Raw genomic sequence first — 18,834 nt, 5'->3', positions numbered from 1 at the left:
AAACTTCGCTGTACGGGTAAAGATTTGTTATTTTAAGCCCAATATTTAATAAAAACTGATGAACTTCCATGACTAACTTAACAAACAAAAAAATTGTACTAGGTATTACCGGCGGTATTGCAGCTTATAAATGCGCAGAACTCGTTAGGCGATTAAAAGACGCTGGTTGTGAAGTAAAAGTAGTTATGACTGAATCAGCTAAACACTTTATTACACCACTGACCATGCAAGCCGTTAGTGGAGAAACAGTCTCTGACTCATTACTAGACCCTTCTGCTGAAGCTTCAATGGGGCATATTGAATTTGCAAAATGGGCTGACTTAATTTTAGTTGCCCCAGCGACCTGCAATATTATTGCAAAAATGGCAGCGGGCATTGCTGATGACCTACTAACAACGTTACTGCTAGCAACGCCTGCAAAAGTAGCCGTAGCACCAGCCATGAACCAGCAAATGTATGGACACGCAGCTACACAAGCAAATTTAGCCACATTACAAGCACGTAACGTACTTATTTGGGGCCCAGGTAAAGGTGAGCAAGCCTGTGGCGATATCGGCGCTGGGCGCATGTTAGAGCCACATGAGCTAGTTGCACTATGTACAGTAAAAGAGCAACCGCAATTACTTGCAGGAAAAACAATTACAATAACGGCAGGCCCAACGCGTGAGCCTCTCGATCCGGTACGTTTTATATCAAATCACAGTTCTGGAAAAATGGGTTATGCACTGGCAGAAGCCGCTTTGCAATTCGGTGCTAAAGTTAATTTAATTTCGGGTCCTGTCACTATAAAAGCCCCTACTGGCGTAAACCTTATTAATATAGAAAGCGCTGAGGAGCTATTAACTGAGTCACTTACCTATGCACCACAATCTGATGCTTTTATAGGTTGCGCTGCTGTTGCGGATTATCGAGCTGCAAACATTGCGACTCAAAAAATGAAAAAGCAAGGCGACGAACTCACCCTTACTTTAACTAAAAACCCTGACGTAATTGCAGCTATTGCAAACCTTACACAAAACCGCCCTTATACGGTTGGATTTGCCGCCGAAACTCAAAATGTAGAAAGCTATGCTAAAGGTAAACTACAAAATAAAAATCTAGATATGATTTGCGCTAATGACGTATCAAAAAGTGGCTTAGGGTTTAATTCCGATCATAATGCTTTAACACTGTACTGGCACAATGAACAACTAGAATTACCAACAACAAGTAAAGTAGAAATAGCTCGCAAGGTGATCGAACAGCTGGCTAAACATCTATAAAAAGGCTGGAAACAAACTGAATAAAACATTAACATACGCCAATCATTTGAACAAAAAATGACTAGGGTTCTTAACTGCGCCACTAAGAATAACTAATAAAAAGGAATGTTCATGCCTGCGACAAAAAGAAGTAATCGCAAAGAGCAAATACTGCAAGCACTCGCACAAATGTTAGAAACTAATTTAGGACAACGCATCACCACAGCAAAACTAGCTGCTGAGGTGGGTGTGTCTGAAGCCGCGCTATACCGTCATTTTCCGAGCAAGGCGCGTATGTTTGAGGGCTTAATTGAGTTTATTGAAGATACCCTTTTATCTCGTATAAATATTATTATTGAAAACGAAAAAGAAAGCCAAACGCGCATTTATAACATTCTATTATTACTTCTAACCTTTGCTGAAAAAAACCCAGGTATTACTCGTATTTTAACGGGCGATGCTCTGCAAGGTGAGCAAGAACGTTTACGCGAACGTGTACAAACCTTGTTTGAAAAACTAGAAACTCAGTTTAAACAAGTGCTTCGTGAGCGCAAATTACGTGAAGGTAAAAACTTTCAAAGTGATGAGCTTACACTTGCAAACTTTTTACTTGCCTACGTTGAAGGCAAAATGAATCAGTTTGTACGTAGCGACTTTAAAGCAAAACCTAGTGTTCAATTTGAAAAACAATGGCTTGAGCTACAAAAAATTTGGCTGTAATGTTTGCTAAATTAATAAATTGAATACTAAAAAACGACCTCCGGGTCGTTTTGTCGTATGTAGCTGCCATTTATCTGATCCGCTCGAATTATGAACCAAACTCGTTACAATGAAACAATGTCATAATACGAGAATCAATAATGAAAACAAAACTCACCTTATTAAGCACGGCACTCGTTGCCAGCTTAACTAGCACCGGCATACACGCCAAAGAATCGCTACAATTTAAAGACGTATTTAGTTTTAAATCAGCTAAAAGCACACAACTATCTGACAATGGTCAAGTACTCACTTTTAGTGCAACGCCGTATCGTGGAAATGCAACTGGTCAAGTTTACTCACTACAAAGCAATACACTCATCGCAGAAGTAGAACGCGGCACTAAGCCTCATATTAATAAAGCCGCTAACTGGGTCGCCTTTACACAAGTACCTACCTTACTTGAAAAAGAAACAACCAAAAAAAAAGACACACTTAAAAACAATCTGGTACTCGTAAACACACAATCAGGTGCCCAACAAAGCTTTGCTAATGTAAAAGATTACACGTTATCTGATGACGGTATGTGGCTTGCTTATCGTTTAAATAAAAAAGACGATGACGCAAAAGTAGAAGATAAAACCGATAGCACTAAAAACGAAGAAGACAACGCTATCACGCCCGATAAAAAAGACAAGAGCTATGCGCTTGTTATCGTAAATTTATCTGATAAACGCACACATACAATAGAAAACGTATTTAGCTACGCTATTAACTCAGCTAACAGCCAGCTATTAGTGAGTCAAAGTTACAGCGATGGTAATAACAACCAAATAGCGTTAATTGAGCTCAGTGACTTTAATAGCAGCGTATTAATTGATGAACCGGGCGTAATCGCAAATAAAATAGCGTGGCACCCCACTGACAATATTGCAGCGTTTACATTGGGTAACTATGTAAATGATGACACGCGCCGCCGAAACTACACTTTACAGCTATATAAAAACGAGAAGCTCTCAACTATAGATTCACCTAATAAAACATGGACGTTAGGGAAAACAGCCACCCTTGAATGGTCAGAAAATGGCGAGCGCTTATATTTTGAAAACCATCCAAAATTAGCAGCTAAAGTAAAAGCTAAAGAGTATACCGACGAAGCTTCATTGTACGACTTTGATACCATACGTGAGCATAAAGGTCTTAATGTATGGCACAACAACGATGCGCAAATAAAACCACGTGAAGAGCAGCAATGGAACGAAGTTAATAAAAATCGCCATTACAGTGCGGTGTATCACGTTAACTCGCAAAAAGTTGCGCAACTTAGTACACCAAACATGCCTGAGGTTGCACTAAACCCTCAGCGAGATATATCTTTACTTGGCTCATCTAACATCCCCTACCTAAAAAAAATTATGTACGGCGGTTTTTTTGCTGATTACTTTGCAGTAAATACACACACCGGTAAACAAACTCCAATTATAAGTAACTACCCGTTTAGACCGAGCCTTGCCCCTAATGGTGAGTTTGCAGCTTATTTTAGCGATAGCCAAATACAGTTAAAAGATTTAAAAAATAATAAAGTAACACCGCTTACAAAAGCGATTCAGGCAACCTTTGCTGATGATAAACACGACTACCCATCTACTCAACCTGGTTATGGTTTTGCTGGTTGGATGACCGATAGCAGCCAAGTGCTTGCTTATAGTAAATACGATATTTGGGCGTTTGATGTAAAAACGCAGCAAGCTAAACGCCTAACTAATGGTAAGCAAAGCAATACGCAGTACCGTGTTATTAAGCTTGATAAAACCCAAGTGGGCTTTAAAAAAGGCGATACATTACTTGTCTCTGCTATTAACTTACAAACTAAACAAAGCGAAGTTGCAAAGCTCGACTTAACCACTAACACACTAACTAAGGTGCTTAGCGGTGATAAACGCTTTGATATGGTTAAAAAAGCCAAAAAGGCTGACAAGTACTTATTTACCTCGCAAACTTATAGCCAATTTCCTGATTACTACCAAACAGATTTTAGCTTTAGTTCACCAAAACAAGTGACCACGCTAAACCCACAAATTAGTAATTTTGCCTGGGGCGAAAAGCCAGAACTAATAAGCTATAAAGGCTTTGACGGTGAAGATTTACAAGGTGTACTAATAAAACCAGCGGGATATAAAAAAGGCGATAAAGTACCTGTGGTTGTGTATTTTTATCGTTACATGAGTCAACGCATGTTTGATTTTCCTAAAATGGAATTAAACCATCGCCCTAATTTCCCTATGTTTACCTCAAACGGTTATGCGGTATTTTTACCTGACATTCGTTTTGAAATAGGTCACCCGGGTAAATCGTCAACGCAAACCATGATAAACGCCACCCAAAAATTAATAGATTTAGGTATAGCCGACCCAGATAAAATAGGCTTACAAGGTCACTCTTGGGCAGGCTATCAAAGTGCGTTTATGATAACCCAAACAGATATGTTTAAAGCGGTTGTATCTGGCGCGCCAGTATCAAACATGACCAGTGCTTACAGTGGCATACGTTTGAAATCAGGTCTTGCTCGTCAGTTTCAATACGAAACAGGGCAAAGCCGTATAGGTAAAAACTTATTTGAAGCACCAGAGCTGTACATAGAAAACTCACCGGTGTTTTTTGCAGATAAAGTAAATACCCCTATTTTAATTATGTTTGGCGATAAAGACGATGCAGTGCCTTGGCACGAAGGCGTGCAGTACTACTTAGCGCTTCGTCGCGCAGGTAAAGATGCAACCTTTTTACAATACGAAGGTGAACCACACCACTTGAAAAAGTTTCCTAATCAGGTCGATTTTTCAGTACGTATGATGCAGTACTTTGATCATTACTTAAAAGGCAAACCTGCTGCTAAGTGGATGACACAAGGCGAGGCATTTATAGAGGAATAGATATAACATTTATTCAGAGCTCTACGTAAGCGATAACGGCGAGCTCTGCGTCAATTAAATCAAGGCGAGGCATATTACATTTAAGTAATCAGTCACTACCTAGTCCTTCATACCTTTGAAAAATGCTGTAATGATCTTTAAACTTTTATAAACACCACCGTATATAAGCGTTTTAATCAAAGTAAAAAACTATAATAAAAGCCTAATATAAGTAATAATCACTAAATTCAGAGGTTAAAGAGTCGCTCATTATGCTAAGTTTTTGGTACAAAGAGTTTCCACAGTACCCTAAAGATCACAAGGACTTTTGGCGCACTCGCTTAATAGCCCACTCCTTGCTAATAACTACATGTTACTTTTTAGTTTTAACCCTGCTCAATCTCTTTTATTTTGCAAGCTACGAAATAGCGCTTATTGATGCTTTTGGCCTTTTTATATCGCTCGGTATTTGTATTTGGTTTAATAAAACAGCTAATGTAAATGTAGCCTCTTGGGCCGTTACATTGATGATTGTTAGTTTAATTTTAATGTTTGTGATTTCAGTTGGTGGCCATGCCCACTCTTTATTTTGGGCCACGCTTATTCCGCCATTCACATTTTTTTTAGTTGGAAGAAACTGGGGAAGCCTATTTAGTGCAGTCGCTTTTGCTATTTGTGCGTATCTTGTGTATTTACAACAACAGCAAACTGTAACAATTGGCTTAGGCTCTTTATTTAATCTTATAGAGGTAAGCCTTGCTCATATTTTAATTTTTAGGTTTTACGAAAAAACACGGTTTTCGGCATACACTCGATTATCTATCCGTAACTTAGAAATTCAACACTTAGCAGAAACCGATAAGTTAACGGGGCTTTATAACAGGCAAAAATTTGATTTTGAATTATCACAGTTAATTGCTAAAAATGACGTTTTTAAAACCCCACATTGCTTACTTATTTGCGATATAGATCACTTCAAAAATATAAACGATACCTACGGGCATTTGGTTGGTGATAACGTGCTAACTGAATTTGCAAAAATATTAAAAAGCCGTATGGGAAATGACGCACTTATTGCGCGATGGGGTGGAGAAGAATTCACTATTATTTTATCCAACACCTCTTTAAATGATAGCGCTAAAAAAGCCGATGACCTGAGAAAGTATATTGCCGAAAACACAGTTACAAATGTAGCATTTACTATAAGTATTGGATTAGCAACGATACAAAAAGACGATACAGTGCTAAAACTACTGGAGCGGGCTGATACAGCGCTATATAAGGCTAAAAATAATGGACGCAATAAAGTATGTGTTAGCGATAACGATTCAACCGTTATCGCTCAATCAACTTACTTAAATGGGTTTATAGCCTAAACCTAAGCATACTGCCCACAAGCAAATCCACAGCTCCACGCATATTGGAAGTTGTAGCCTCCAAGCCACCCTGTTACGTCAGTTACTTCGCCTATAAAGTATAGGCCTTTAGCTTTTTTAGCTTCAAAGGTTTTTGAGCTCAACTCGTCGGTATCTACACCGCCCAATGTTACTTCTGCTGTTCTATAACCTTCTGTGCCATTGGGTTTAATTTGCCACGCATGAATGTAATTTACTAACTCATCTATTTGAGCATGTGTAAGCTGATTAATATTACAATCTGGGATAGCTTTGCTTTCGTGTAGTATTTCAATAAAGCGCTTTGGTAAAATAGTTGCCAGGCTGTTTTTTAGCGACTTTTGGGCTTGCGCTTCTCGCCAATCGGCAAGTTGCTGCCTTAAATCAATTTCAGGTAATAGGTTTATAGTAACAGCCTGCCCTGCTCGCCAAAATGAGCTTATTTGCAATATTGCAGGGCCCGATAACCCTCGGTGGGTAAAGAGGATATTTTCTTTAAATACAGTGCCGTCTTCGCTTGAAACTTCACAAGGAATACTAATTCCCGAGAGCCCTTCAAAACGCTCTTTATCGTGCTGATGCAAAGTAAACGGTACAAGTGCAGCCATAGTTGGTAATACACTTAATCCAAACTGCTCTGCAATTTTATAACCTATTGGTGTTGCACCTAGTTTTGGCATGGTTAAGCCACCTGATGCAATGACTAACGACTCACAGCTTAATGTTTCTTGCTCTGTGGTAACGCTATAGCCGATTTCGGTTTTTGATACGCTGATCACTTCGTTGCGTAGCTTTATATTTACCCCGGCCCACTCACATTCGGTCAGTAAAATATCAACAATGTCTTGTGCATTGTTATCGCAAAAAAGCTGACCTAGTGTTTTATGGTGATATGCCAAGCCATGCCTGTCCACCAGCTCAATAAAGTCATGCTGTGTATAACGACTTAAGCATGATTTAACAAAATGAGAGTTTGTGCATAAGTAGTTATCCGGGGTTGCATTTTCATTTGTAAAATTGCAACGCCCACCACCACTTATTAAAATTTTACGACCTGGTTTTTTTCCCATATCAAGTACTGTAACGCTTCGGCCACGGTATCCAGCTTGCGCTGCACACATTAATCCTGCTGCTCCCGCACCTATTACAATTACATCTACTTGGGTCATTTATTTATCTCATTAAAAAATTTGCTCGATTATAGCAAAATTTAATAGCTAACAGCGCAGCATTTGAATTATTAGTAATAACACAACAAAAACGCATCAGTAATAAGAGAGGAATAATTACCCGCACAAAAAACCAACCCTTTATACTTATTTTCAATTTATATGACAAATACTAAACAACGAGTAAACCGCTAAAAACCTGAGTTATAACTAAATGAAAGAGGTACATACTAAATTGATATTTTAACCAAATTAACAGATAGTTTACTTTTGTTCCCGCATCGTGATCCTACATCACGAAATAATAAATAAAAATCTAGGGATAATTATGACAACAAGTAAAACTTTTAAAAGATGCGCAATTGCAATTACAGTTAGTACGCTTTTTGCAGCAACATCTGGCATGGCTCAATCGGTTTCAAGTTCAATGGCTGAAACATCAGCTAAACTACAAAGCCAAGGCGGTTTCGAAACTCAGTTCATTATTAAATATAAAAATAATAACGAAATGGCGAGCCTCTCAACTGCAGACGCAAGCCCAGCTAGCATGAAAAAGCGCGCACAAAGCTTTGTTAAAAACTTCGCTTCTAAAAAAGGCAAAGTAAAAGCAAAATACGTTCGTGCAATGGCACTTAATAATCATCACGTAATGCGTGCTGATAAAAAATTAAGTGCGGCTGAGGCCCAAGAGTTTATGCAAGAAATGGTTGATTCTGGCAATGTTGAATACATTGAAGTGGATCAAATGCTAAAGCCGTTTTCAACTCCTAACGATCCACGTTTTGATGACCAATGGCACTACTACGAGCAAGCCGGTGGTTTAAACTTACCGACCGCATGGGATACCGCAACGGGTAGCGGTGTAGTTGTAGCTGTACTAGATACGGGCTACCGCCCTCATGCTGATTTAAACGCTAATATTTTACCGGGTTACGATATGATCTCTAACCTTTCGGTAGCTAATGACGGTGGTGGTCGCGATAGCGATGCACGTGATCCTGGTGATGCAGTTGCTGCGAATGAATGTGGCACTAACGGTGCACAAAACTCTAGCTGGCATGGCACGCACGTAGCCGGCACAGTTGCTGCGGTAACCAATAACGGTGAAGGTGTTGCAGGCGTAGCTTATAACGCAAAAGTAGTGCCTGTTCGTGTACTAGGTAAGTGTGGTGGTTTAACCTCTGATATTGCAGATGGTATTATTTGGGCATCTGGTGGAAGTGTTTCAGGTATACCTGCTAACTCAAACCCTGCTGATGTAATTAATATGAGTTTAGGTGGCAGCGGTTCATGTAGCTCTACAACTCAAAATGCAATTAACACAGCACGTAGTAACGGCACTGTGGTAGTTATTGCTGCAGGTAACGATAACGATAACTCAGCAAACTACAACCCAGGTAACTGTAACGGTGTAGTAAATGTAGCCTCAGTGGGCCGTAATGGCGGCAGAGCTTATTACTCAAACTACGGTAGCAATATTGATGTTGCAGCACCAGGCGGCGCACAAAGCTTTGCAAACGACTCTGAAGGCGTTTTATCAACATACAATTCAGGTTCGTCTACACCTTCAAGCGACAGCTATGGCTTTTCACAAGGTACATCAATGGCTGCGCCTCACGTAGCAGGTGTTGCGGCACTTATTAAGCAAGCAAAACCAGATGCAACGCCTGACGAAATAGAAAGTATTTTAAAATCAACTACCCGTTCGTTCCCTGCAACATGTACTAGCTGTGGTACGGGTATTGTTGATGCTGCCGCAGCTGTTGCAGCAGCAAGTGGCGGCACTACTCCACCTACAGGTGGCGATAGCGAGCTTATTAATGGTGAAGCTAAAACAGGTTTAAGTGGGGCTCCAAATGCACAAGCATTTTACACGATGACAGTACCAAGCGGTGCAACTAACGTAACATTCACTATGAGTGGTGGTACTGGCGATGCTGATTTATACGTACGTGCAGGCAGTAAACCTACAACTACTACCTATGATTGTCGTCCATATAAAGGCGGTAATAGCGAAGAGTGTTCTATTGATAACCCTACTGCGGGAACTTACCACGTAATGCTTAACGGCTACTCTGCGTATTCAGCTGTTAGCTTGGTAGGTAATATTACTGGTGGTTCATCATCGGGTGGCGGTTCAGGTACTCCACAAGCAGGCGGCGGCACTATAAGCGATGTGTCAGCCAATACTGGGCAGTGGAAACATTACACGTTAGATGTACCAGCTGGAATGAGTACGTTTACAGTAACAACATCGGATGGCAGTGGCGATGCTGATTTATTTGTAAAATACGGTAGCCAACCAACAGCAAGCTCATACGATTGCCGCCCTTATAAAAATGGCAATGCAGAAACATGTACATTTACTAATCCACAAGCAGGTACTTGGCACTTAAGCGTTAACGCTTATAGCACTTTCTCTGGTTTAACGCTTAGCGGGCAATACCAACCGTAATTTAAAGTTTGGGCCTTTAATAAAAAAACCGATGTTGTTGCCAACATCGGTTTTTCAATAATAACTAGCAGATTAGTTAAAGCTAAAATCTACACTTTATTACTGTTATAGCTTCTCTAGTACTGATTCTGCGCGGCTTACAACAAACTCTTTGTCTTGTTCTACAAATAAACCTGTTACTAGCGCATTTTCAATAATCATAGCGTAACGCGTTGAACGTATACCACCAAAACTAGCAGTATCTTTATCAAGCCCTAACGATTTAGTGAAACTTCCATCGCCATCCCCAAGCATTGTAATTTCTTGCGCGTTTTGTGAATCACCCCATGCTTTCATAACAAATGCATCATTAACAGATACACAGTAAATAGCATCAACACCTTTTGCTTTAATTTTATCAGCAAGGGTAATAAATTCAGGTAAATGGGCATTTGAACACGTTGGTGTAAACGCACCTGGTACTGCAAATAACACGACTTTTTTACCTTCAAACAATTCTTTATTTGTAAGAGATTGCATACCGTCGTCAGTTAATTGCGTTAACGTCACTGCTGGTAATTCTTGGCCTTGCTCAATCATGGTAATTCCTTGAAAAGATTAATACAGAATAAGTAACAATCGTACTACGTAGCCTACTACTAGGTATAAAAAGTACGGCTAACTTAGTAGCTCAAAATAGCCTACCATAGAACGAAGAATACGCGCTGTATTAAGGTAAATTCAAATCATTTATAAAACTTGAAAAATCATTACCTAGCTTTTCATCTCGCAGACTGTACTCAACAATTGCTTTTAAGTAACCTAACTTATCTCCACAATCGTGAGAGCTACCACTCATATGAAATGCTTCAACGGTTTCTTGTGCCATTAATGCGTCAATAGAATCTGTAAGTTGTATTTCACCGCCAGCACCTACAGACGTTTTTGCAAGTAGAGGCCAAATATTCTTACTCAGTACATATCGCCCTACAACAGCCAGATTAGAAGGCGCTAAATCTGCATCAGGTTTTTCAACCATTGCTTTAATTGCAGCACTTTTACCTGGCATTAACTCAACACCGTTTATATCAGCAATACCATATTTACTAACGTCTTCTTTAGCTACCGGCTCAAGCATTATTTGGCTTGCTTGAGTTTCTTTAAAGCGTTTAATCATTGCAGCTAAATTTTCAGTCTCTTGATCCGCAGTATAGGCATCAAGTATCACATCTGGCAGGAGCACAACAAAGTTGTTATCACCAACTATTGGTTTAGCGCATAAAATAGCATGTCCAAGCCCTTTAGCTTCACCTTGGCGTACACTCATAATAGTTACATCATTTGGACAAATAGAGCGAATTTCATCTAATAAAGCTCGTTTAACACGCTTCTCAAGAGTCGCTTCTAGTTCATAACTTGTATCAAAGTGGTTTTCGATTGCATTTTTAGAGCTATGCGTAACTAACACAATATCTTTAATGCCAGCGGACACACATTCGCTGACAATATATTGAATTAGAGGCTTATCGACTATTGGGAGCATTTCTTTTGGGATAGCTTTTGTCATAGGGAGCATTCTCGTCCCTAAGCCAGCTACTGGAATTACAGCTTTCATATCTGTCCTTAGTGATTAAGTTTGTAAATAATATCAATTCGCTTAATTAAGTGATCTATTTTGAGGATGGAAAAACGTGTTGATAGCTAGGCAAAAAATTCGCTACTTAGTTGTTCTAAATAAGAATTTTTTAACACCGGTAGCGACACGTTTAGCCCCGCAAAATAATTAAGTATTATTGCGTATTGGTACAAACTAGCAGATACAAAATAGATACCAGCTGAATAAAGTTACCTCTTTTGAAGAAGTAAATTTGAAGCTGTTTATTAAATAAAGACTCTACATTTTTGGTTATTTAAAATGAGCAGGAAAGTTATGAAGTTTATTAATGATTTTGTTGTGGGGTGAGATTACATTAGCTAAATGAAAAAAGCCTGGGTTTGCTATAAATAACAAACCCAGACCAATAAATTTCTAACTAAAGGTAGAGTTGCAAAACCTTTTTATAATTAAAGACCTGCACGATCTTTAATTACTGCAATAAGTGGTGAGCTGGCAAAATTACCTTCAGCCCAAGCAATATCAGCACCATCTGTTAACGCACTTTTTGATAAGTTTTTAACTATATACTCACCAGTATCTACTGCATTACTAGCAACAGCATGACGTAATAAGTTATTACCATTACATTGTACTGCATCATAAATATTACGAATTTTTACACGAGAGCTTTTAAGCTTGCTGCGTAATCGGTTTTTATCGTCTGCCGCAATATATTCACAAATAGATACTGCTAATTGATCTTCAGCATTTACAGGTGCTGTATACGAAAACGAACTAACAGCTACAACGGCAGTAAGTGCAACTAGCTTTGGTAATTTAAACATGACAAACCCTTTATAATACTTTGTTCTTATATAGACTATCGAATATTATATCAATCTATCAAAATTTACGCAATAATGTTAACGTTCTTTATATAAAGTTACGAATTTATAACTAGATAAATTCTTGTCATCCGGATGGTTTTCTTGCTCTTCTTTCACGTACCAATTAGCAACTTTATTGTAATCTGGAAACTGTGTATCGCCTTTAACATCTAAATCAATAAAAGTTAGATACAGGCGTTCTGCTTTTGGTAAAAATTGCTCATAGATATTACCACCACCAATAATCATTACTTCTTCAGCAGTAGTAACGAGTTCTAATGCGGCATCTGGCGTAGTTACTACTTCAATACCCTGTGCAGTATATTCGCTGTTTCGAGTAATAATAATATTACGGCGCCCAGGTAATGGACGGCCTATAGACTCAAAAGTTTTACGACCCATGATCACAGGCTTACCCGTAGTGACCTTTTTAAAATGCTGAAGATCTGCAGGTAAATGCCATGGCATTTTATTATCTAGACCAATTACACGGTTATTTGCCATTGCTGCAATCATTGAAATTATCATAATAAACACCTAGTACTTTATTCTTAAACAAAGAAAAAGGAGCATAAGCTCCTTTTTAGTAAATTCTATTTAATTAACGCTCGTAGACAACTTCTACGTCATAATCATCTTCATCCCAGTCATCCCAATCATCATCATTGCCCTTACCTTTAGTGGCTTTTTCATGATAGGTATCCCACTTAAATTCAACTTCTTCATCTTCCACTTGTACAAACTTCTCTTTAGGCATGCTATCAAGTAGTGTCATTATGTTGTGGATTAATGGTTGAGTGTTAAGTTTATTAATTGCTGAAATGTGATAGATATTTTCAGTTTCGCCCAGCTCTTCTGCAATCGATTCGCATAACGCTTTTGCTTCATCCTCTGGTAATAAATCTATTTTATTAAATACTAACCAGCGTGGCTTCTCAGCTAATTTAGGGCTGTATTGGTGCAGCTCGTTAATAATCGAAAACGCATTATCAACAGGGTTTGAACCATCTACCGGCATTACATCAATAATGTGTAATAACACACGACAACGCTCTAAATGTTTCAAAAAGCGAATACCTAGGCCTGCGCCATCAGATGCACCTTCAATTAGACCCGGAATATCGGCTATAACAAATGATTTATTTGCTTCAGGACGTACTACACCTAAATTAGGAATAAGCGTCGTGAATGGGTAATCAGCTACTTTTGGTCTTGCTGCAGATACACTGCGGATAAACGTAGATTTACCGGCATTTGGCAATCCAAGTAAGCCAACATCAGCTAATAATAGTAACTCTAATTTTAAGTTACGTACTTCACCTGGTGTGCCTAATGTTTTTTGACGAGGTGCTCGGTTAGTACTTGATTTAAAACGCGCATTCCCCAAGCCGTGGAAACCACCTTTTGCAACCAAAATTCGTTGACCATGTTGCGTTAAATCGCCAAGTCCCTCTTGGGTATCAACATCCATGATGCGCGTGCCCACAGGCACCATAACAAATAAGTCATCAGCTTTTCGGCCTGTACAGTTACGGCTACGACCGTTAGTACCACGTTCAGCTCTATGGAAGCGCTCAAACTGATAATCAATTAAGGTATTTAAGTTTTCATCAGCTTGTAGATAAACACTACCACCGTCTCCACCGTCACCGCCGTCTGGTCCACCATCTGGAACATATTTTTCACGACGGAAAGACACGATGCCGCTGCCACCGTCTCCAGCTTCTGCGCGAATTTCTACTTCATCTACAAACTTCATGATTACTCACTTTAGGGATTGGCTTGTTTAATAACTCTATTATATACCCAAGCCAGCACAAATGCAGGCTTGGGTATATATTGGCTGACTACAAAACAAAAAACCCCGCAAAGGCGGGGTTTTTAACTACCTTACTGATTACTCAGTTACGATAGTTACGTATTTACGGTTTAAAGGACCTTTTTGTTCAAACTGAACTTTACCATCTGCTTTTGCGAAGATAGTGTGGTCTTTACCGATACCTACGTTAGTACCAGGGTGGAAACGAGTTCCACGCTGACGAACAATGATGCTACCCGCTAGAACTGATTCGCCACCAAAACGCTTAACACCAAGGCGTTTGCTTTCTGAATCGCGACCGTTACGAGTACTACCAGCTGCTTTTTTATGTGCCATTTCTAAGTACCTCTAATTAAGCGCTAATGCTAGTGATTTTAACTTCAGTGAACCATTGACGATGGCCCATTTGCTTACGAGAATGCTTACGGCGTCTAAATTTAACAACCTTAATCTTCTCACCGCGACCATGTGAAACAACCTCAGCTGTTATCTTGCCACCGTTTACGAACGGTACACCGATCTCGATTTTCTCACCATCAGCAACTAAAAGTACTGAATCAAATTCTACTGCCGCACCAGTTTCAACGTCTAATTTTTCAAGACGAATCGTTTGACCTTCAGTCACACGATGCTGTTTACCACCACTTTGGAAAACCGCGTACATAATTAACTCCGTCTGTGCACCCTCAAATCGGCGCAACTAAAATATTCTTCGATAGGGCGCGAAGTTTACGCTAACGCGAAATAACTAGCAAGCCTATTTTGTAATTAAAATGAATAAAAAGTAGCTGCTTTGAGAGCAATTCAATATTTACCCCATTTTATATTAATTGGCCCTTTTGCCAAGCGCTTTTTAACTCTTAGCCGAAATAAATTAATGTACTCAAATATGACCCTCACAGCTCAATATCTAAGCACACCATAAACTCTATATTGATTATCAATTAATCAGTTATCTTGGCTAATTCAGTCTAAATTAAGTACTTTAATAGTGTTTTTTCAATCAATCGTCACAAAATATCGAGCTAGTGCATTTTTTGTTGTACAATCTGCGCCGTTCACACATAAAAATTGGCTCGGAGATCAATGGATATAAAAGCTATCCAGGCGTTAATCGAAAGCGATATGAATGACGTCAATCAACTTATACATGCGCAAATGCGCTCAGATGTGGCGTTAGTTAATCAGCTTGGTTTATATATAGTTAGCAGTGGCGGCAAACGCGTTCGTCCAATGCTGGCTATTTTAGCAGCCAAAGCGCTCGGTTATCAGGGTAAAGATCACATAACACTTGCAACAATTGTTGAGTTTATCCATACAGCAACGCTATTGCATGATGATGTTGTAGATGAATCAAACTTACGACGTGGCACGCCTACAGCAAATGCTGAATTTGGTAATGCTGCTAGCGTATTGGTTGGTGACTTTATTTACACTCGCTCATTTCAGCTTATGGTTGGCCTTGGAAAAATGCAGATTATGCAAGTACTTGCCGATGCAACAAACATTATTGCTGAAGGTGAAGTATTGCAGCTGATGAACTGCAATGACCCAGATACGACTGAAGCCAGCTATATGCAGGTTATTTACTCTAAAACGGCTAAATTATTTGAAGCAGCTACAGGCCTTGCTGCCATTATCACAGAGCAAGACCAAGCGACACTTGATGCACTAAACCTATACGGTATGCATTTAGGTACTGCGTTTCAACTAGTAGATGACGTACTCGATTACAATGCAGATGCTGAGCAGCTAGGTAAAAACATTGGCGATGATTTAGCAGAAGGCAAACCAACCCTTCCGCTTATTTATGCTATGCAACATGGTAGCGAGCAGCAAACACAGCTCATTCGTGATGCAATAGAGCACAGTAATGGTATGGAGCATTTAGAAGAAATTTTAACTGCACTAAAACAAACTAATGCGCTTGAGTTTACAATGCAAAAAGCAGAGCTTGAGGCCGAAAAAGCCATTGCCTGTTTAGACTTTTTAGCTGAGTCTGACTATAAGCAAGCACTTATAAGCCTTGCCCGTATTGCGGTTGACCGCGACCACTAGTTTTAACTAGTTACACAGTGTGACATTAATTCTGAGCAATAAAAAAGCCTGCAAATGCAGGCTTTTTTGTTGCTTAAAGCGGCTATTACGCCATGAAATCAACACCTTCTTTGATGTCTTTTTTCAGAGTTTCAAGCATGTCATTTTTTGCTTTTGTTTCAAATGCGCTTAGTTCGCCGTAAGAAAGAATTTCTTCTACGCCGTTTTTACCTAAACGTACTGGATGTGCAAAGTACTCTGCATCGCCATTTTCAACAGCAACGTAAGCGTAATCTACAACTTCTTCACCTTGTAGGCCTTTAACTAAAGACATACAAAAACGAGCTGCAGCAGCACCCATAGATAGCGTAGCTGAACCACCGCCTGCTTTAGCATTTACAACTTCAGTACCCGCATTTTGGATACGTGGAGTAAGTGCAGCAACTTCTTCATCAGTGAAAGAAACACCTTCAACTTGAGAAAGTAGAGGCAGAATAGTTGTGCCTGAGTGACCACCAATTACTGGTACTTTTACAGTTGCTACGTCTACGCCTTTAAGTTCAGCAACAAATGCTTCTGAACGAATAACGTCAAGCGTAGTAATACCGAATACGCGTTTAGCGTCGTAAGTACCTGCTTTTTTGAATACTTCAGCAACAATTGGAACTGTGCCGTTTACTGGGTTAGTAATAATACCTACTAACGCTTTAGGACAGCTAGCAACAATCCCTTCTGCTAAAGTTTTGATGATGCCAGCATTTACATTAAATAAATCAGCACGATCCATACCTGGTTTACGTGGCATACCCGCTGGGATAAGAACGATATCAGAGCCTTCAAGCGCTTTGTTTAATTCGTCTGCGCCAAAGCCTGCTACTTTAACATCTGTTGGGATGTGAGAAAGGTCAACCGCAACACCTGGTACTACTGGTGCAACATCATAAAGTGATAATTCAGAGCCAGCTGGTAAGCCTGTTTTTAATAATAAAGATAACGCTTGGCCGATACCGCCTGCAGCACCTAATACAGCAACTTTCATTGGAATTCTCCGTAATTTGAGGTAGGAAACATTTGTGGCTCTTAAGATAATGAAATTAGCGACTAAAAACAAATTTATCCTGTCTATTTCAAGTATATTTTCGACCATAGTCGTAAACTTTTGTGATTTAACGCATCAAACTGGCAAGTTAACTAAACAACTGCTGCATAATTATTCATTTTTGTGTAGAATTTGCAGCATAAATAACAAAAACGAATAAAGACTATGCAACCGCAAGATAAACAAGAAGCACTGGTAAAAGCATTTAAATCACTATTAAAAGAAGAAAATTTTGGCTCTCAAGGCGAAATAGTTGATGCGTTAAAAGATCAAGGCTTTGACAATATAAGCCAAAGTAAAGTATCACGCATGTTAAGTAAATTTGGCGCTGTACGCACACGTAATGCCAAGCAAGAAATGGTTTACTGCTTACCTGCTGAAATGGGTGTACCTACGGCTAAAAGCCCATTACGCCAATTAGTAATCGACATTATGCACAACGAAATGATGATCATCATTCGTACCAGCCCAGGTGCTGCTCAGCTTATTGCGCGTTTATTAGATTCATTAGGTAAAGCAGATGGCGTACTAGGAACAATTGCAGGCGACGATACTATTTTTATCGCTCCTGCTAAAATATCTGAAATAGATGTAACACTTGAACGTGTTCGCATTTTATTTGATACGGTTTAATAGCAAACTAAATTTGTTTTAAAAACCCGACTGAAGGCGCAAAGAAAGCAGAACCCATATCGGCTTGAGTAAAATCAAGCCAGTGGTCGTAACAATCCCCTTCCCCTAAACGACTATTAAGTACTTTTTCAAATGCGGTACCCGTACAAGCGCATGTAATTGATAACATTCCCTGCTCATACACATCGCCATAAGGCATGCTCTGATTTAATAGTAGCGGTTGTCCGTCTTCGTCTTTTAGCTCACTTCGCGAAGCATGGCTGGTTTCAATTGCGGGGGTAATTAGTGTGTTATCAAGGCGCGTACGCCCCATTATTTGTTCTTGCTCGCTCAATGATAAGTGCTGCCACATAGTTAAGTCATGCTTATAACGCTGTACATGAATATAACTTCCCTGATCTTCAAAATTACCAGGGTTACTAATTAAAGCCGTAGCGCGCTTTTTTCTTCCATGAGCTGTATCGCCACCATAAATAAAACCATTAAAATCACGACCATCTAAAAAGCGAAAATTACGAATTTGCTCCACCAGCTCAACATCGGGGGCAAATAATTTTAAAACTTGCAGCGCAAATAAATGGTTAACGTCTTCACGGTCAGAGCGAATTTGCACAAATAAATCGCACGGTTGTACGCTCATTTGATGATCGCTATGGTTTATATTAGGAAAGCTCTGTAATTCGCTTGGGATGTATTCAGGGAGGATATGCGGCCAATATTGCGCACCGATAGCAACCATACAAGAGAGCATTGATTCTGAAAATTGATCGCTAAACTCTTCTTCAATGGCGCTTACTTGTTTTAACTTTGCGCGAAGTGATTCATCTTGACCATCAAACACATTAAAAAATAAGTGCAAACCGTGTAAGTTTGCTTCAGCACAAATCCCTGATTGCGCTTGCGCCATTGTTATTCC

Annotated in this window: 17 protein-coding genes; 7 read left to right on the top strand and 10 right to left on the bottom strand. The window is 39.4% G+C overall.

Annotated features, from left to right (window positions below; translation table 11 throughout):
- The first annotated feature begins 68 nt into the window (after window positions 1-68).
- The 4 genes from coaBC to H5159_RS12860 all read left to right on the top strand — a co-directional run bounded on the left by coaBC (window position 69) and on the right by H5159_RS12860 (window position 6,225).
- Window positions 69-1,262: a bifunctional phosphopantothenoylcysteine decarboxylase/phosphopantothenate--cysteine ligase CoaBC gene (gene coaBC, locus H5159_RS12875; RefSeq protein ID WP_182780404.1), complete on the top strand. Its 1,194-nt coding sequence runs from the start codon at window positions 69-71 to the stop codon at window positions 1,260-1,262.
- 111 nt (window positions 1,263-1,373) lie between these two features.
- Complete coding sequence (gene slmA, locus H5159_RS12870; protein WP_004335558.1) at window positions 1,374-1,961, top strand: nucleoid occlusion factor SlmA; 588 nt, start codon at window positions 1,374-1,376, stop codon at window positions 1,959-1,961.
- A gap of 140 nt (window positions 1,962-2,101) precedes the next feature.
- Entirely contained in the window at window positions 2,102-4,870 is a 2,769-nt protein-coding gene (locus tag H5159_RS12865) for a prolyl oligopeptidase family serine peptidase (protein ID WP_182780403.1), read from the top strand.
- A gap of 251 nt (window positions 4,871-5,121) precedes the next feature.
- Window positions 5,122-6,225: a GGDEF domain-containing protein gene (locus H5159_RS12860; protein ID WP_182780402.1), complete on the top strand. Its 1,104-nt coding sequence runs from the start codon at window positions 5,122-5,124 to the stop codon at window positions 6,223-6,225.
- A 2-nt stretch (window positions 6,226-6,227) separates the two neighbouring features.
- On the opposite strand, the gene H5159_RS12855 is transcribed toward H5159_RS12860, so the two are convergent.
- On the bottom strand, window positions 6,228-7,412 hold the full coding sequence (locus tag H5159_RS12855; RefSeq protein WP_182780401.1) for an NAD(P)/FAD-dependent oxidoreductase: 1,185 nt from the start codon (window positions 7,410-7,412) through the stop codon (window positions 6,228-6,230).
- A gap of 328 nt (window positions 7,413-7,740) precedes the next feature.
- Between H5159_RS12855 and H5159_RS12850 the strand changes: the two genes are divergently transcribed.
- Window positions 7,741-9,867, top strand: coding sequence for a S8 family peptidase (locus H5159_RS12850; RefSeq protein WP_182780400.1), 2,127 nt, complete (start codon window positions 7,741-7,743; stop codon window positions 9,865-9,867).
- A 105-nt stretch (window positions 9,868-9,972) separates the two neighbouring features.
- On the opposite strand, the gene H5159_RS12845 is transcribed toward H5159_RS12850, so the two are convergent.
- From H5159_RS12845 to rplU, 7 genes are all read right to left on the bottom strand, one after another.
- The gene (locus tag H5159_RS12845; RefSeq protein WP_024594812.1) at window positions 9,973-10,446 is read right to left on the bottom strand and encodes a peroxiredoxin; all 474 of its coding nucleotides are present in this window, start codon (window positions 10,444-10,446) and stop codon (window positions 9,973-9,975) included.
- A 130-nt stretch (window positions 10,447-10,576) separates the two neighbouring features.
- Entirely contained in the window at window positions 10,577-11,461 is an 885-nt protein-coding gene (gene galU, locus H5159_RS12840; RefSeq protein WP_182780399.1) for a UTP--glucose-1-phosphate uridylyltransferase GalU, read from the bottom strand.
- Window positions 11,462-11,910: 449 nt separating this feature from the next.
- Window positions 11,911-12,288: a DUF3718 domain-containing protein gene (locus H5159_RS12835; RefSeq protein ID WP_002957744.1), complete on the bottom strand. Its 378-nt coding sequence runs from the start codon at window positions 12,286-12,288 to the stop codon at window positions 11,911-11,913.
- Between the two features lie 78 nt (window positions 12,289-12,366).
- Window positions 12,367-12,858 carry a type 3 dihydrofolate reductase gene (gene folA / locus H5159_RS12830; protein WP_002957745.1) on the bottom strand — a complete coding sequence of 164 codons (492 nt, stop codon included), beginning with the start codon at window positions 12,856-12,858 and terminating at the stop codon, window positions 12,367-12,369.
- Between the two features lie 73 nt (window positions 12,859-12,931).
- On the bottom strand, window positions 12,932-14,089 hold the full coding sequence (gene cgtA, locus H5159_RS12825; RefSeq protein WP_002957746.1) for an Obg family GTPase CgtA: 1,158 nt from the start codon (window positions 14,087-14,089) through the stop codon (window positions 12,932-12,934).
- Window positions 14,090-14,227: 138 nt separating this feature from the next.
- A complete protein-coding gene (gene rpmA, locus H5159_RS12820) occupies window positions 14,228-14,485 on the bottom strand; it encodes a 50S ribosomal protein L27 (protein WP_002957747.1) in 258 nt (85 codons plus the stop codon).
- Window positions 14,486-14,501: 16 nt separating this feature from the next.
- Window positions 14,502-14,813: a 50S ribosomal protein L21 gene (rplU, locus tag H5159_RS12815; protein ID WP_002957748.1), complete on the bottom strand. Its 312-nt coding sequence runs from the start codon at window positions 14,811-14,813 to the stop codon at window positions 14,502-14,504.
- Window positions 14,814-15,235: 422 nt separating this feature from the next.
- On the opposite strand from rplU, the gene ispB reads away from it, so the two are divergent.
- The gene (gene ispB / locus H5159_RS12810; RefSeq protein ID WP_024596483.1) at window positions 15,236-16,207 is read left to right on the top strand and encodes an octaprenyl diphosphate synthase; all 972 of its coding nucleotides are present in this window, start codon (window positions 15,236-15,238) and stop codon (window positions 16,205-16,207) included.
- Window positions 16,208-16,292: 85 nt separating this feature from the next.
- On the opposite strand, the gene mdh is transcribed toward ispB, so the two are convergent.
- Window positions 16,293-17,225, bottom strand: coding sequence for a malate dehydrogenase (mdh, locus tag H5159_RS12805; protein ID WP_007586102.1), 933 nt, complete (start codon window positions 17,223-17,225; stop codon window positions 16,293-16,295).
- Window positions 17,226-17,450: 225 nt separating this feature from the next.
- On the opposite strand from mdh, the gene argR reads away from it, so the two are divergent.
- Window positions 17,451-17,918, top strand: coding sequence for a transcriptional regulator ArgR (argR, locus tag H5159_RS12800; protein ID WP_002957753.1), 468 nt, complete (start codon window positions 17,451-17,453; stop codon window positions 17,916-17,918).
- A 7-nt stretch (window positions 17,919-17,925) separates the two neighbouring features.
- Here the strand turns inward: argR and H5159_RS12795 are convergent, their stop codons facing one another.
- Window positions 17,926-18,825, bottom strand: coding sequence for a Dyp-type peroxidase (locus H5159_RS12795; protein ID WP_182780398.1), 900 nt, complete (start codon window positions 18,823-18,825; stop codon window positions 17,926-17,928).
- Window positions 18,826-18,834: the final 9 nt, after the last annotated feature.

Source organism: Pseudoalteromonas sp. SG43-1 (genome assembly GCF_014164415.1).
In the GTDB taxonomy this organism is placed as follows: domain Bacteria; phylum Pseudomonadota; class Gammaproteobacteria; order Enterobacterales; family Alteromonadaceae; genus Pseudoalteromonas; species Pseudoalteromonas distincta.
Note: the sequence above shows the minus strand (reverse complement) of the source record. Positions and strands in the feature narration are given on the sequence as shown.